Below are 15917 nucleotides of genomic sequence, written 5' to 3' on the forward strand. Positions count from 1 at the left end.
GTTATTCTTGCCGCGCTCTTTTTGCATCGTCCTCTGATACTCCAGAAACGAGGGCGATTGCATGAAAAACACCGAAAACGCACTCAGCGCTGCATCGACCATGGTGTATTTCTGGTAAACGAACGCCACTTCCACTAGGACCGTCGGGCACTGTTTTCGAAAACTTGCCTGATTCGCTCGACCCAGCGGGATTGCGTGAATTGTTCTTTTGGGTTAAATGGGTAAGCCATCGTCCGTTTACGGATATGAAAAAAACATCACAGTTTACCAGCATTGGCTAAATTGAGAATTGCTGCGCTGATGCGAGAATTCACACAGCTAAATTCATTGATATAGGTGAGCCAGGTGATTCGGCGGGCGATATCCTGACCTTCGATCAGCCCTTACTAAACGAAAAGGCTGAGCAGATCGGCAACAACAGCGGCACGTGCATACGCACACGCATGGGTCACAGCTTTCAATGCCAATGGACCTTGACACTCAAAAACGGCAGCATCCAGGTGGCGGGACGGGAGTTGGATCAAGGGGCATCAGACATAGCGATTGTTGGTGGCACAGGCCAATACGCGGGCATCAGCGGGCAAATGGAATCCGTCAATAATGGAGATGGTACTTTTACACAAACTTTGCACTATTGGATTAGATAGTATTCGAGAATTATTTATTAGCCACATAATGGCCTGATCACCATGCAATCCTTCCGTCTTCTTTGAAAAAGCCAGAAATCAGTTTTAAGAAGGTTAATAAAATATAAGGTTGGTTACGGCCAATATCTGCCGGCCGGGGTATTTACCAATTTGGCCCAGTGGGAGCGAAGCTACAATTTGACGACATATAAGCAAAAGCCACTTTAGACGACTCTACTCCGCGTTTCCCAAAACGCATCGGAACATCAAGTTTTGGGAATTTATTTCAGGAGACAGTTTTGAGCGATGAAAATCCGGTATTTTGAGTGGCAGATGGATATCTGGTTCGATGTCTTAAAAATGTAGGTTTTCGAGAGACTCTGATTAAAAGCCCTGACACACAAGGCTTTCAGCCCAAATGTCGTCAAATTGTAGCTTCGCTCCCACTGGGCCAGTTAGTGACTCGATCTTTCTTTTTTAATTCTTTCTTCGATTACGATCGTTTGAAGCACCGCAAGTGATCCATACAGCTGCTTGTTATCCCTATTCTCATACATCAGATCACTGATTGAATCATCTGCCTTGCCCAACTCCCTCCAATTCATCAGATAGGGACTCACTGGCAGAAGGCGTGGCTCATAAACTCTCAATACGGATTTATCTCCTATTTGAGCTTGTTTTTCGTTCAGCGCCATTGCTCTTGCCACTTCCTCTTCAGGCGCAAGGTATTGGGGGTAATGCCGTTCTCTGATTCGATCAGTCACTAGGCGCCATGTATTTTCATTGAAATACTTTTGATTTTCCGGATAGGTGAGTTTTGCGCTTTTTGAATAGCTCCGATTGCTCATCCTTTGATAATTTTCATTTAACACCAGCAACTGCTCACATTCTTTACGAATAAGCTGAGAACTTTTGTCACCACCAAAAGCTGAATTGCCTGCCCTTTCTTCCGCGCACTCTTCGATCGACAACAATCTCAACCGATCTTGATTCGTGCGATCAATGCAACAAGCCGACAATAAAATCGGTAGCAAAAGAATTAAAATGATTTTTTTTTGCATACGACTACCCCTTGCGCCGTTTAAGTTCTAAACCAATGGCCGATTCCAGTTCGCGATACCCATTGCTATTGCAAAGCGTGTCGTTGGCATGCCCAATAACAGAATTAACCGCCATCAGCTCATAAATTTCGATAAGCCTTGCGTTGGGTATTTCTTCCAATTTGTCTGGCAGCACATTCAGCAGCGCATTGCGCTCTTGGATTGCTTTTCGACGTTCCGTGGGCAAACGGCCCCAAGGTCCATTCTTCTCAATTTTCATCTCAGGATAATGTTCATCAATATAAAGACTTTTTACGAAATCCCAGCATATTGTGTCCTCGCCTAATGGGTCTTTTGCAACCCTCTCCCTTTCCGAAGGGGATTGTCTTACCAGATTCATCTTTCGAAATTTCTGAAAATTCACAATCTGGTGGCACTCGTGATGAGCTTGCAAGTATCCGTGCTGACCATTGATTTTAGATTCTGCCATCCGCTTCATCGCACATTCATCGAGCTCGGCGTTTTTTATCAGCGCAAATCGCTGAGCTTGAGTACAGCCGGATACCCCAATCGCCACCATCATTAACCATATCAATCTCATCATCCCTATCCCCTAACATCAACAGAGAGCTGTTTGTCGTGTGTTCTCGAATTTACTATTGCATACACCCTGTAGAATGCAATTTCCGGATCCAGTGGCTTTTGGTCAATTTCGCAGTGAAACAATAAAAAATTTATTTGGCGTTTCGCTGCTTGTAATTTTTTATAAGGCTTAACAAGAAATCATTTGATTCTATTGATTTGTCTATTATTGTTAGATCAAAGCTCTTTTCCATTTTGTAAAGCATTCGCAGCAGCGGCTCTTCTCCCATTGCGAGTTTAGCGTTTTGAATTTTTGATACCGTTGATGAATCAAGACCTATATCGTCTCCTACGGCTTGATTTGTTTTGTATCGAAAAAAATATTTGAAAGCTGTAAGAAGTGCGGCAGCATAATTCTCTCGCTCATCGACATTGGCTAGTTTTAGCGCAACTAATTCCTCTGCAACTTGAGCGGACGAGTTTTTCACGCCATTTCCAGTCGCGTCCAGTTTTACTTGATTTTGTGCAATTTCCAAATGTAGTTCTAAAAGCTTTTTCCCAATACTTTCCGTTGCAATTTTCTCCATTAGGCTAACAGCATTCACGCGCCCAAGTCGGTCCAAGACTTTCAGTCGTAGCCCTAATCCTAATTTCTTTGATCCGGCACGAACCTGGGACACGAAAGAATCATTCACACCCAAAAAAATCGCAACGTGATGATAATCTTCAAACCCAAAATTATCTTTTATGGCTTCAATCAGAATGGCGTCATTTTTACGTTTCAAGACAACAAACTCACCACAATTGGCCCCCAACTCAACATTATCATCTCTGACCGCCCAAACCATGGTTCAGTCTATTGGAGATCCTTTACCCAAACTATTTTTAAAAGAATCAGATAGCCTCCGAATGAAATATGTATTTTGAATAAATATCGAATTCCAACTTGTTAGTGGCGTCAATTTGCGGAAACTTCCATTTTTTCCTTCCTAGGGTGTCTCTGGTCGAGTTACACAATGGGCATAATTTATAAATATCAGGGTAATTCTGGATTGAAACGAATGTAGATTTGCAGCAACTGCAAGTCTTGCCTCCTATGTAAGACATTGTCACTTGCTGGCCGATATGCCAGGCGCGATTAATGGTAAGTAACTTTGGGCTATCCCCTACCACTTCCTCATAAAGCGTGTAGGCAGAAAGAAAAATCTCCCCTTTGGTTATATGATTGGAGGCATCTTCCGTTTCTGATGATTTGAGGTTTTTAGTTTTGGATAACATCTTATAGATGTTGAAATAGATGGATGCATGCAGGCAGTTTTGAGGCGACTTTATGATCCATTCCGGATCATACGGTAATTGCCCTGCCTTTGGTCTTTTACCGTGAATCTCTTTGTGGAATTGAAGTGCCGAGGCTTTGGATACTTGACAAACAGCTCGAACAATAGAGGGTCTCCCCCCTTTTTCTATAATCCCTTTAGCAAGATCGATCTTTCTTCTAAGTCCTATGATATCTGTCTCTTTCGGAGTCAGACGTAAGTGAGATTCAGTCATGCTCATACTCTTGATTCGATCTTGGAATGTGGATCAAGGCTGCGGCAATACTGGAAGTTATACCGGTTGGCGTTTTAGTGACTGGGATTCGAAATATTGCTTTTCCACAGTCTGACAAAGTTTTAAGTTCATCCATGGATAAGGAGGATATGTTCTTAATCTCTTTATCGCTGAGATTGAACCGCCACATAGCTTCCATAGGATTGCTTCTTGAACACTCTCTAGCGAGCATCAAAAATTGAAGGTTGATAGCCTTCAAATCTTCATTCAAAAGACTCATAAACAAAGCCCCTCTATCATTTGATATTAAAATATTCCCAGAGGCACCAAATGATTGGGCCTATGTCGCGTTCCATTTACGAGCATTTCTTTTAATAAGTAATGCACTTTATCTAAATTGATTTATGCAGTCGATATAAAGTCCGCTGCGTTTTTTTTAAACTGCCGTTCTTTGTTATGGGCATGTTATGTAATATCGTGGAGGTTGCTGTTTTTTAGCACCTAAAAATTCGTAGTCCTTGTCAATCCTCGTGGTACGATTTGACCGTGACCCTTTCAAATCATCATGTTTTATGTATGCTATTAACGTCGAAAAAAATAATATCAACAATAAGTTACGAATGCAAATACATTAATTTTTTTTAATTTGGTTTTATGAAAATGGTCTATCCTATTAGCGACTTAGGTTGCGCCGTTTTGCGAATGTCATTCTCTGATTGGCTTGATGTACGCGAACCTGAATTCTTTGATGTTGATGAAGGCGATCTTTACGGTTTTGTTCAACAGATTCCGTCCCTGTATGCTTATTCATTCACCGTAGTCTTAGTGAAGGTCGGCACTACGCTCTTCAAATTAACCGGGAAGCGGCGGAAGGAAGCGTGGGTAACCGGCACGCTGTCCAAACCTGATTACCTAACGGCCTTGATCTTCGACATGACCGAATTAGATTTTCAGACGTTATGCACTAAAGCGAAGGCAAAGCAATTTGAGGCGCTACCGCCACATGAAGTAGTGAAAGCCGCCTACAGCGAATTGGGGCTGACCTTTGTTTCCGAGAGACTGCGTAATGGATTTATCAATGAGGCTATTCATATCGCGCTAAGGGGCCGTCAACGCTCTCTACAAGACAAACGATCAATCAGAGAGCGCGAGGACATCAACATGAAAAAGGCTATTGAATTATTTAAAAACGAACTTCTATTAATAGATGGCTTACTCCCTAAATCGGATATTTTTACAACCGGTGTATTAGCCGGTTCTCTCATAATGCTCGGTCTGAATAAACCAATTACTGAATTTCTGAAACGTTTGAACAATAATCAAGGGAAAACTAAAGATGGGCTAGCTGACCCAATTGAATGTTTGTTAAAGGCAATTCATCGCCACAAGATAAGTCAGCGAACAATGCAGCCGCGAATGGCAATAGATTTGGCAAAAAAAACGGTACATGCTATTGCCATTTGGCTAGAAGGTGAGCAATCAGCTAAGTATTGGCGAATGAGGGATTTAACTGGGCATGAGTTGATGCCTCTGATTATGGAACTGAAGCAACTAAAGATGAAGAATGCGGAAAGAGATTTATAACCTATTGAAATCGATTATTATCCTTTTCAGTTGCTCATCATTCGCAAAAGACCCTAAGGTAGTCATTGTTTACTCGACGGAGGTTTTAGGGAATCCGACATACACTGAGGTAATAGCAGGCATCGAGCACATCAATAGGCATGTTCAACGAATAGAGTCTACTGGCGATAACAATAATTTAAGCGCCATTCTTGATGGGTCGCATTCAACCCGTGTTATCGCCCTTGGCAAGGGGATTGCTGAGACAATTTACAGAACTCATTATCGAGAACGAACGTTGGCAGGACTGGTATACTTTAATCGGGACCAATACAGTGGTGTAGGTTTGGCGATTGATAATCGGGCGTTGGTTGAAGACTTAGCTAGATTATTGCCGTCAATCAAAAAATTCTTTGTTGTTCAACAATCCAATTTTCAGACCATTGATTATGTGTCATCTAATTTAAAGTCCTCTGCCGTCATGGAAGTAAGGGAGGGGGTTGATTCGCTAGAGACCATTCGTGTCCTTGGCCGGTTACTGGATGAAGCCACGCCCTCTGATGCAATATTTATCCCTGCGAACTTACCAAAAAATATTCTGTACGAAGTAACTAAGGTCGCATGGGATAAAAAAATCATCCTTTTATCGACCAACCTAAGTCACTTGGAGAATGGCGCTCTCATGGCCGTTTTTCCTGATTATTTTGCTTTGGGAGAGCAATTAGGCCGCTTGGTCGAAAGTTCTGGACCTGTCTACGAAAACATTAAGGTCATTAAATACGCACTGAATCGGCGGGTTGCCCAACACCTTGCCATTGAGTTCGATCCGAGTGTGTTAGATTCATTCGCCTTTAAAATCAAATGAGCCTGCTCGACCGCTACAACATACAACAGCGGTTCAATCTATTGATTTTCATTTCCATTTTCCTGGCGTCATGCTTCTTGATCGGATTCATGAACAAGTTGATTTCCAATTACATCAACGACTACACAAGCCATTACTGGCGAGAACATACCGCAACATTTGCTGATTCAGCCATATACTCTGTAATCTTAGGCTCAACATCACAGTCTGAATCCGTAACCCATAGCTTTGCGTCTGACAAGAACGTATTGGGCGCAACGATTTACGATAATCAGGGAGAGATTTTAGCTTCTTATGGCACCCGGTCTGTATGCGAACTAAATCCGGCTTTTCGCACTGAAGAACCCAGTGATGCGGATAACCGAGACTCCTGGTGCTTCTATTCGCCTATCTACCAAGAAAGCTACTTAGGGTACGTTGAATTAGTCATATCGAAAGCTGAATATGACTTAGTCATGAAGAAGCTTTTACTAGGCTCAATATTGATTATTCTCGTTTTCTCGTTATTTTTTATAGTCATTGTCAGGCGGTTGTCACGACTATTTACTTCGACTTTGATGGAAATGGCAAGGGTCCTCAATAAGGTAAGCGTAGGAGAGCGAGGAAATCGAGTTCATTTTTCGGGGTCATCCGAAATCAATAACATGAGAATTACGCTAAATGAAATGTTGGCTAATATCGAAACTACAGAAGCAGAGCTAGAGAAAAGCGTCGAAGAGCGGACGAGTGCATTAAAAATAGCGCTGGAAAGCAGCGAAACCGCCAACGTGTATAAGGCGCAAATTATGTCTATGGTGTCCCACGAAATGAAGACGCCTTTACACGCCATAGGGGGATATTTACAACTATTGGCTGAGCGTTTACCGGATGATCCTGCCTTCACAGATAATCGAGCGTTACATGCAAAGGCATTGGTTCGCGTTAATGACTTGAATAATTTAATCGACAATATTCTGTTACATGCCAAGCTAGAGGCTGACCGTTATGAAGTGGCACTGACTTCTATTGCAATTGCCCCTCTGATAAATGCGTGCGCAGAGAATGTTACCCCTTTGCTTAACCGCAATCGAAATCAGCTACAGCTCATTGGCTCTGATGCCCTGTTTGTATCGGATAGCGAGGTTTTGCGGCATATTTTGAATAACTTATTGAGCAACGCGTGCAAGTTCACCACAGATGGTGTCATTACGCTGACATGGCGACTTAGCCAAGCTTTTTTAATTATTGAGGTTGCTGACACCGGCTGTGGAATACCCGCTGAGTTTTGCGATCAAATTTTTGATCCATGGTGGCAGGTAGACATGAGTCTAAGCCGGCGCTATGGTGGGCATGGCCTTGGGTTGGCAATAACAAAACAGTTCGTGCAACGTTTAAACGGCGACATTTCTGTTGAGCCAAACCTCGTCTGCGGCTCTGTTTTCACAATCAGGATACCGAACTCCAAATCCTAGCTTGTTCGTCTTCGGATAAGCTCTGCGGTAAGATTATTTTAATTGCATCAATAATACGTCTTGCTTTTTCTATGTTGCTACCCTTTAGCTCTCGTTCCAATTCACAGACTAAATTGCTCAATTTTTTCTGTTTCTGGTCGTGATAGTAGTCCTGATAAATGAGTTTTGCTTTATTTAATTGGCTACCGCATTGCGCTCTTAATTCCATCAATGTATACGGTTTTGGCAAATATTGACTGGCTCCGTTCAGGATAAAGTCTTTGTTATATTCTGGCTTATCAAAGGCCGTCATTACTATAACTGGCTGGTTCTTATCTAAATCCATTATTTCCGATAGCACTGCATCGCCTTTGCGCCCCGGAAGCATGTAGTCAAGCAAGATAAGATCGTGACGTTTCTTTTTCCATAATGCTACACCTTGTTCGCCGTCTGGAACTGTATCAATCTCATAGTCGCATTTTAAGGCCTCAAATACTATTTCCGAGGCGTCTTCATCGTCCTCGATGACTAGAACGCTGGCCTTGACCTGTCCTCGCCGCCCGCGAACATATCCGGCGCTATGGGCCATCTGAAGATTTTCTATCAAGTCAGCAATTGAAGTGACGTGGAAGTGATGTTCTTTGGCGAGAATAAGCGGTACTTCGGTGTCACAAGTTTCGCTTATCAAGTAAATTGGCACCGCATGCCTAATCAATTTCTTCGAATTTACCAGTTTAGATAACTGCCATATATCAGTGCCATCGAACGAATAATCTGTGACAATGAAATCATATTCATCGCTCTTTAAGGCCTCAATGAAATCATCGATTGTCTCTATGACTGATGTACTTGCGCTTGCTACACCCAGGAATTGTTTGGTGATCGCATTGCTGATTTCATAGTCACTTGAGGCAACAATCACTTTCATTATAAATGTCTTCGCTAAAGGTTTTAATTGTCCACCATGATGACCTGTATCTATAGTCAACTGTGGAGGGCTTGATTTCGACATGTACTTACATGGTCTGATTAGTTGGTGTAATTGAAACGATTACATCCCTCTCAGGCTTATACGTAATACTAACGGTTGGTTTAATGTCTTCGTTGACGAGAATTGTGAATTCTCGTAACACGGTGACAATAATCACCATCATTTCCAACTCGGCAAAATGCCGGCCAACACAATTATGCACGCCACCACCGAACGGCAGAAACGTGTATTTATGGCGCGGAGTAACGCCACTGTTTAAAAAGTGTTCTGGGTGAAATTCGTTTGGCCGCTCCCACCACCTACCATCACGATTGGTCGAATACAGGCTCATTATTACTGACGTACCTTGTGGAACCGTTTTTCCTCCTACAGTAATCGTCTCTGCTGTATCTCTACTAAGGGCGATAGCCTGCGGATATAAGCGTAATGTCTCATAAAGCGCCGCCTTGGTGTAGATCAACTGTTCTATAGTGTCTGGCGTCAACTTGTCATCCTTGAGGCCCTGAATTTCACTGGTGATCCGATTATGGACCGCCTCATGCTTACCTATGAGGTAAAAGAACCATATTAACGTATTAACAGTCGTGTCTTGTCCAGCCAGGAACAACGTAACCGCTTCATCCCTTAATAACGCTCTCGACATATGCGAGCCGTTTCTATCCCTGCCTTTCATCATTAGCGAAATTAAATCATGGCCTGTCGGTTCGATGCCATCGATTTTGGCATCAACATAGGCCACGAATTGATTGATGGCTTTCTCCATCCGCCTGTTTTGGAGAAAAAAAAGCTGTTTTAATATTCCCTTACCTAGCGTCTCTGTTAGCAAATGCGGAAATAACCCTTTTACAATGGTATCAATCGCAGACATCAATAATTCTTCACTATTAGCTGATTTTGTCTGGCCGAACATTACTTGAATCAGAATGCTTTGAATGATTGCTTTTAATTCTTCCGATATGTTTACTTTAGTGATGCCATCGTTTTTAAGCCGCATTGCCGCTTTGTCGGCTTCTTTAAGCATAATGCCGTGCCACTCGGCGATTGCTTGCTTTGTAAACAGTGGCTGCATTAATCGCCGCTGGTTTGTCCATGTAGCGCCCTTGCTGTTAAAAAGCCCATCGCCGAACATTGGTTTTTTGGCTTCATAAAGCGAGTCTCTATTCAGTAGCCCCCGCGCTTCTTGATTGAATATTTCCTCGTAATGTTCAGGATTTGATGTAAACAAAAGCCTCTTATTAAAAAATTTGGTTTGCACAAAGTCGCCATATTTTTTGTGTATAGCGGTTAATGCACCTGCCGGATTTGTAATGAGTCTAACGAGATAAATAAGCATGACTAGAATGTCGCTTTGACTTGTCCCAAGACGGTACGCCCAAGAATGGATTCATCGCCCGAAAATAAAATAGGATTTAACGTTGGCTCTTTTAGAGTTGCATTAAAAATATTGTTGATTCTAAATGTGAATTCGATTGGTTTCGCTATCTTTGTCGATAGTGTTAGCCCCGCCGTAAAATAGTCGGATAAATTACTACGCGGATCATCGGACGGCCGTTTTCGTTCCCCAATCCAATTTAGCTGAGTCCCAATCGCCCAATTGTCGGTAATATCCCAGTGTATTAAGCCTTTTACCATGTGTTCTGGCATCAGGCCTGTATAGGGAGTGGATGGCAACCCATGATAACTGTAGCTAACAGCGAAATCCGCAGCGCTATTTAATGCGTACTTTGCTTCTGTTTCGAAGCCAATCCCATCAATTGGGTCGCTGTTACGAAAACCAACAGGGGTTACACTTGAGGAATGAGTGGAGGTGATTAAATTATCTTGTTTAAACCAATAAACATTGGCAGACGTCAATAAATCAGACGACCATTTTTTTTCTATCTGGAATTCAACCGTATTTACAGTCTCCGCTTTAATTGTAGTGCCCGGAGTCAGCGGTAGATTCTTCTCAAGAAACGACGGTGGGCGAAATGCCCTGCTGTATAACAACTTGGTTGTCAAATTCAAATCGACGTTCCACACCAGCGCAATACGCGGACTATACCCGGGTGATACGTCTGAGTAATAGTCGTAGCGAAAGCCAGTAGTAAGATACCAATCTGTTGAGAAATTCCACTCATCCTGTATTAGCGCATAGTAGTTTGTTCGCTCTTTCGATGCTAACAATGGATCTCTTCCAAATGCCGATACTTCCGTTAATGGAATTTGCTGCACAAAAGTTGGAGTAATGATGTAATTGATTTTATTAGTTCCATCATTCCAATTATAAATAAGTCCTGTACCGCCTGTGATCGTGTGTTTTTTGATGCCAACGTAATTGATTTGTGTGGTGAGTCCTGTTGTACCCTGGAAACCAGACACACTATTTCTTGCGCCTGATGGCAATAATCCGCCGAATGTCCCGGCCGGCAACAAATTAGTAACGGTACTTGGATTTTGCCCCAGGAAATAAAACGTCGTTTTATTTGTTACTGTATCGGTAATTTCATTATTTAGGGATAGGTCAAGATTGTAGATATCATTATTTGTGCCGCCCGTATCATCAAGGGCATACGCGGCTCCAATACCCGTTTCTACATGTCTAAATCCTTGATAACCCGCACGAAGCCGGATCATGTCTTTGTAGGCCACGTCTAGCCGCGCATCAATGTCTCCCCGACCATTATTTGTGAATCCTGGTGCATTGGAGACATTGGTTCCAAACTGGTTATCTAGAACTGTCTGTGCGTCTTGGTTGACTCGTCCTTCATAACCATTTGTACTACCCCCTTGTATGGCTAGGCTATATTCTATGTCGCCCGATTCGTCACCGTATTCAGCCCATCCTTCATAGGTATCTTGATTGCCAAAAAACCCACCTGCATCGCCACCTTTGAGCTCTTTACCGGTTTTCAGAATAATGTTGATAACTCCGGTCGTAGCGTCACCACCATAGAGCATTGAACCCGGTCCTCTAATCACTTCTATGTGTGAAATATTCTTAACCGGCAGATTCCATTCGTATGGTTTACCTCCAAATAATGTATTCCGAACAGGTACGCCATTAATTAAAATCAATACTTGCGCGTTTGTCTCAGAATATACCCCTCGAAAACCAATTACATTAACGCCATTCCTGGCGTTGCTTACATGTACACCCGGTAAATATTCGAGAACATCCGTTAAGCGTCTAGCACCGATTCTCTCAATATCTTTGGCCGTCATAACCGACGTAACACTGGGACTTAGGCTTTGCGGCAAAGGGCGCCCTGATGCAATTGATTGCATTTGATCAGAACCATGAATCAACATGAGGTCATCTTCAGTTTCGGCAAATACGTTTCGTGTCAGACCAAAACATATCAACAGGTATTTTGCTTTTTGGGATCCAGTCATAGTAACCAATGGTTAAAGGTTATTCCATTTTATCTATTACGATATTTAATTCTTGCCCCATTGGATCTGTTGCTTCTTCAGATGGTGCGAATAGGATTCTTATGGGTATTGCTATGTCTTTGTAAGTAACTCTAAGGTATCGAACAGAGTATCTAACGTGACTATTCACGTGCTTTTTTTGCAATAAGAAACGAACAAAAATGCCCCGTCCTTACACACCAGTCCCGTTACTACTCGATACTTTTTGCTCTTATCCTGAATAATATTAATTTCTTTCACGGCTTTAGTTTTAAAAAACTCAACAAGCTCGGCTTCTTCTATAGTGTATATATTGATTACGTTATGCCAGTAACAGTGAAATGTAATTAAACACCGTTAAACTCAATAATTTTATACAATATAACAGGCGGATTCAACTCCGAAGTGCACTCACCAACACCAGGATATGAAGAAGATTAGCAGCTATAGTTTCAAGCCTTTTCAATCCGACCAAAGGCGAGAAATGACTTGAGAAACTACAACCAGCTAACCCAAAAACAAAAATACCAGATCGAGATATTAAAGAACCAAAAAGACATGGCGGAATTACTTCAGGTCTCACCCAGTCCGTTACCTGCTTCATTTTGGTTATTCGGTTATGTAATGGTAGGTCTACTAAGTTGGAAACGAGTCGGGCGCATAATAGGTTGACAGGATAAATCTTCGCTCTAAGCAATTAGCCATGATTAAACACTCGTGGTGTTTTGCAGTCAGGTAGGGTGATGGCATGCTTCTTCCTGTTAAATGAGTCGGTGCATTTTGACACCGTTTAGGGGCGAGGAGGAGTGCATGTCATCACCCTATTCCAACGTGGATTCACAAGCTCAAAGTCTCGGGAGCATGCAAATGGACGATAATTACCGTTTAATACGCTTTGTCGAAGCCCAAGCTTCTGTTTATGAGCACGTGTGCTCGGAACTGCGCCGGGGCCATAAAACCAGCCACTGGATGTGGTTCATTTTTCCGCAAATAAAAGGCCTTGGGCACAGCGCTGTAGCGAAAGAATTTGCTATTTCATCTCGCAAAGAAGCTGAAGCGTATCTGCAGCATCCGCTACTGGGCCCAAGGCTTCACGAATGCACTCGACTGGTTAACGCCCTTGAAGGCCGTTCAATCAGCCAGATTTTCGGTTATCCGGATGATCTGAAGTTTTTATCCTGCATGACACTCTTTGTCCACGCCACGACTGATAACCAAGACTTTGCTACGGCTATTCAAAAGTATTTTGCAGGCCATGAGGATCCGTTAACGATTGAGCGGCTGGAGGGGTAAATTGGGTTGCCTAGTGTTCGCATAAACCAGGACTGGTTTCATAGGGCACGGAAGTGATTGGCTTAAGTGGGCGCAGGAAATCTGCCCGGCCAACAGCTTGTGTTGTTAACCCTAATTTTTAACGCTAATTTAGCTCAATGGTACTGTGATTGTACGTACCTTACGTGCTATAGTGTCTAAAAGGAGAAAATCTTATGATTTCGAATAAACGTACAGATCGCATTGACCTTAGAATTCATCCTAAAGCTAAAGAAGCGCTTCAAGCTGCCGCATCACTTCGGCATAAATCAGTCAGCGAATTCATTCTGGAAAGCGCCTTGGATGCTGCCGATGAAGTCCTGGCGGATCGCCGGTACTTTAGCCTTACTACCGAACAGTGGGAGGCTTTTCAAGCCGCGTTGGATGCTCCACCGAAGTCCTTACCCAGACTGGAACGATTAATGCGCGAGCCAGGTTTTTTCGATTGAACCGGGAAACCCCGGAAAACCCCCAGATTGTTAAGCTCCATCAGACCCACGGTGTCGAGGCTTTTGATTGCGGCCAGGACAGTTTAAATCAGTATTTAAAGCGATACGCGTTAATGAGTCAGCGCGGCGATGGTGCCCAAACTTATGTGGGCGTATGCGGGGATAAGATCATTGGTTATTACACCCTGGTTGTCGGGGAAGTCGCTTATGACGATGCTCCGCAACGGTTAGTCAAAGGGCTTTCACGTCACGGAGTGCCGGTCATGTTATTGGCTCGTCTTGCTACAGATCTTGCCTGGCAAGGGCAAGGCGTCGGCGCTGGTTTATTAAGAGATGCAATGCAACGTACCCTTCAGGCGGCTGATATCGCCGGTATCAGGGCATTTCTGGTTCACGCCAAAGATACTAAAGCCAAGGCATTTTATGAGCATTTCAACTTTTCGCCATCACCCACCGACCCTTATCATTTGTTTTTATTAGTTAAAGACATCAGAAAAACCATGGGGAATAGTTAACATGGTCGAAACCAACTGGCAGCACAAAATCGACGTTGTAATTAACGGAAAATCCGCCGACATTGAAAAATTGATGACACTTTTTTCATCGAAATGGCCGGTGTTTTCATGGCCTTACTAGCGACTTCGATGCCAAGCTACAAAAGTCTATTGTTATTGTTCAGAATTGAGTGACGCTTTAATTCCCTAATCGGCAACATTGACATGATGCGTACGTAAGTCAGGAAGAATCAAGAGAGTCTTGACAAGATCCTTCCTTTACTTGAATCCTCCGGCACTAAGCAATTAACCCCACTCCTTCATTTCATTCAGGTAATTGCCGACAGCATTGACGATGAGCTGCTGCTTTTTTTCCAGCAATGAAGCCAGCAAGAGTACCGCCAAGCCTAAGCTGATTGAAAATAGCCAAGGTGCGTTGCTATAAGCGTCGACCACATAACCGCAGTAAAACAGAATGCCACCTAGTAAATTCAGCTGCCCTAGGAAGAAGGGCGCTTTTTCGCGAAATTTCAGCCCGCCCGTCACAACCAAGGCGATGCCGGTTGATAATGCCAACAACGGCGCAAAGGCTTGGTCACTCAACAAAGCGGTGAAAACCAAGCCAGTCGCTAATACCGATCCCAGCGAACGGTAGGCTTTAGCGTGGTAAACCACCTGGGTCGATAACGCGAACAGCGCGATGGCGACCGGGATCGCCAGAGTGTAAAAGTTATTGGGTAGGCCAAAATGTTGCACGGTCATCGGCCCTATCAACAAGACGGCAACCGTGCCGGCGCATTGGCTTAAATAAATGACCAGTGCCGATTGTGTGTAATGCTTGACAGCAACGATGCCGACGATGGCAGTCATGGTGGCCACGGCCAACGCCAGCCAGAACGACAAGGGGTATAACAGACTCCTGCCGATAAGTATCCACAAGGGCAAGCTTACCAACGCTCTTGCCGTTAGGCCTTCGGCCAGTTTCATCGTACTGTCCGATTGGAATCTACGCTCGATAAGGCTTAGCGCGGCAAATAACACAATAAGCATTACCGGCAAGCCAAAGCCTTCCCGAATCGGCAAAAGCAAGGCCAGATTGCCGAGCAAGGCCGCTTGCATCAGGGTTTTCACCTGACGTTTCGCCAACATGGAAAAACTGGTGTAGCTGACGGCAACCAACAGCAAAACGGTAATGCCTAAATCAACGGCAATTAAAGCCGGATGGACATCGCCAAATTGCAGCCAGCTATAGTCCGGTTGCGGTGCCTGAGCACCTTGCACGTAGGCATATACCATCGCACTGACTTGGGACACCTGCACGGGCAAAAAGGCCGCGCCTAACGCAAAAAACAAGCGTGCGCCGGTGCGCTCCTGTAACCCATAATTGCACACCAAGCCGCCAACACACAGCGCCAAAACGATCGCCAAACTCACCCAATAACGGTAAGCGGGCAATAAATCGGCATGACTTTGAAACATAAAACCGACCGCCGAAAGTATAATCAGCAGACTGCCAGCCCAACGCAGATAACGGATGATTTGGCGACTGGATGATTGCGGTACGGTTTCGTTTGGGGTACTGACTTCTGTCGAAGCCAAGTGATAATTACTGATAGCCATGA

General features: G+C 43.7%; 16 protein-coding genes. 7 read left to right on the forward strand and 9 right to left on the reverse strand.

The window, feature by feature from the left end:
• Positions 1-332: 332 nt before the first annotated feature.
• Positions 333-647 (forward strand): dirigent protein, encoded by a 315-nt coding sequence (locus tag GO003_RS23370; protein ID WP_407942129.1) that lies wholly within the window; start codon positions 333-335, stop codon positions 645-647.
• Between the two features lie 434 nt (positions 648-1081).
• On the opposite strand, the gene GO003_RS23375 is transcribed toward GO003_RS23370, so the two are convergent.
• The 5 genes from GO003_RS23375 to GO003_RS23395 all read right to left on the reverse strand — a co-directional run bounded on the left by GO003_RS23375 (position 1082) and on the right by GO003_RS23395 (position 4079).
• A complete protein-coding gene (locus tag GO003_RS23375) occupies positions 1082-1687 on the reverse strand; it encodes a hypothetical protein (protein WP_159654963.1) in 606 nt (201 codons plus the stop codon).
• Between the two features lie 4 nt (positions 1688-1691).
• The gene (locus GO003_RS23380; RefSeq protein ID WP_159654965.1) at positions 1692-2249 is read right to left on the reverse strand and encodes a hypothetical protein; all 558 of its coding nucleotides are present in this window, start codon (positions 2247-2249) and stop codon (positions 1692-1694) included.
• A 151-nt stretch (positions 2250-2400) separates the two neighbouring features.
• Entirely contained in the window at positions 2401-3096 is a 696-nt protein-coding gene (locus tag GO003_RS23385; RefSeq protein WP_159654967.1) for a hypothetical protein, read from the reverse strand.
• 46 nt (positions 3097-3142) lie between these two features.
• Positions 3143-3799 carry a FlhC family transcriptional regulator gene (locus GO003_RS23390; protein ID WP_159654969.1) on the reverse strand — a complete coding sequence of 219 codons (657 nt, stop codon included), beginning with the start codon at positions 3797-3799 and terminating at the stop codon, positions 3143-3145.
• Positions 3792-4079 (reverse strand): flagellar transcriptional regulator FlhD, encoded by a 288-nt coding sequence (locus tag GO003_RS23395; protein ID WP_159654971.1) that lies wholly within the window; start codon positions 4077-4079, stop codon positions 3792-3794. The genes GO003_RS23390 and GO003_RS23395 overlap by 8 nt, the downstream gene beginning before the upstream one ends.
• A 374-nt stretch (positions 4080-4453) precedes the next feature.
• On the opposite strand from GO003_RS23395, the gene GO003_RS23400 reads away from it, so the two are divergent.
• From GO003_RS23400 to GO003_RS23410, 3 genes are all read left to right on the forward strand, one after another.
• Positions 4454-5383, forward strand: a complete 930-nt coding sequence (locus GO003_RS23400) for a hypothetical protein (RefSeq protein ID WP_159654973.1) — start codon at positions 4454-4456, stop codon at positions 5381-5383.
• Positions 5364-6227, forward strand: a complete 864-nt coding sequence (locus GO003_RS23405; RefSeq protein ID WP_159654975.1) for a type 1 periplasmic-binding domain-containing protein — start codon at positions 5364-5366, stop codon at positions 6225-6227. Before GO003_RS23400 ends, GO003_RS23405 begins: the two co-directional genes overlap by 20 nt.
• Before the next feature lie 89 nt (positions 6228-6316).
• Positions 6317-7678: a HAMP domain-containing sensor histidine kinase gene (locus tag GO003_RS23410; RefSeq protein WP_159654977.1), complete on the forward strand. Its 1362-nt coding sequence runs from the start codon at positions 6317-6319 to the stop codon at positions 7676-7678.
• On the opposite strand, the gene GO003_RS23415 is transcribed toward GO003_RS23410, so the two are convergent.
• The 3 genes from GO003_RS23415 to GO003_RS23425 are packed head-to-tail and all read right to left on the reverse strand — an operon-like array spanning position 7653 to position 12023.
• Positions 7653-8669: a response regulator gene (locus GO003_RS23415; RefSeq protein WP_159654979.1), complete on the reverse strand. Its 1017-nt coding sequence runs from the start codon at positions 8667-8669 to the stop codon at positions 7653-7655. The genes GO003_RS23410 and GO003_RS23415 overlap by 26 nt on opposite strands.
• 4 nt (positions 8670-8673) lie before the next feature.
• Complete coding sequence (locus GO003_RS23420; protein ID WP_159654981.1) at positions 8674-9981, reverse strand: cytochrome P450; 1308 nt, start codon at positions 9979-9981, stop codon at positions 8674-8676.
• A gap of 2 nt (positions 9982-9983) precedes the next feature.
• On the reverse strand, positions 9984-12023 hold the full coding sequence (locus GO003_RS23425) for a TonB-dependent receptor plug domain-containing protein (RefSeq protein WP_331001674.1): 2040 nt from the start codon (positions 12021-12023) through the stop codon (positions 9984-9986).
• 828 nt (positions 12024-12851) lie between these two features.
• On the opposite strand from GO003_RS23425, the gene GO003_RS23440 reads away from it, so the two are divergent.
• The 3 genes from GO003_RS23440 to GO003_RS23450 all read left to right on the forward strand — a co-directional run bounded on the left by GO003_RS23440 (position 12852) and on the right by GO003_RS23450 (position 14316).
• A complete protein-coding gene (locus tag GO003_RS23440; RefSeq protein ID WP_231089246.1) occupies positions 12852-13334 on the forward strand; it encodes a DUF1810 domain-containing protein in 483 nt (160 codons plus the stop codon).
• A gap of 194 nt (positions 13335-13528) precedes the next feature.
• A complete protein-coding gene (locus GO003_RS23445; RefSeq protein WP_159654983.1) occupies positions 13529-13801 on the forward strand; it encodes a type II toxin-antitoxin system TacA family antitoxin in 273 nt (90 codons plus the stop codon).
• Positions 13798-14316 (forward strand): GNAT family N-acetyltransferase, encoded by a 519-nt coding sequence (locus GO003_RS23450; protein WP_159654985.1) that lies wholly within the window; start codon positions 13798-13800, stop codon positions 14314-14316. Before GO003_RS23445 ends, GO003_RS23450 begins: the two co-directional genes overlap by 4 nt.
• Positions 14317-14601: 285 nt before the next feature.
• On the opposite strand, the gene GO003_RS23455 is transcribed toward GO003_RS23450, so the two are convergent.
• Positions 14602-15915, reverse strand: a complete 1314-nt coding sequence (locus GO003_RS23455) for a hypothetical protein (RefSeq protein ID WP_159654987.1) — start codon at positions 15913-15915, stop codon at positions 14602-14604.
• Positions 15916-15917: the final 2 nt, after the last annotated feature.

Source organism: Methylicorpusculum oleiharenae (assembly GCF_009828925.2).
Lineage (GTDB): Bacteria > Pseudomonadota > Gammaproteobacteria > Methylococcales > Methylomonadaceae > Methylicorpusculum > Methylicorpusculum oleiharenae.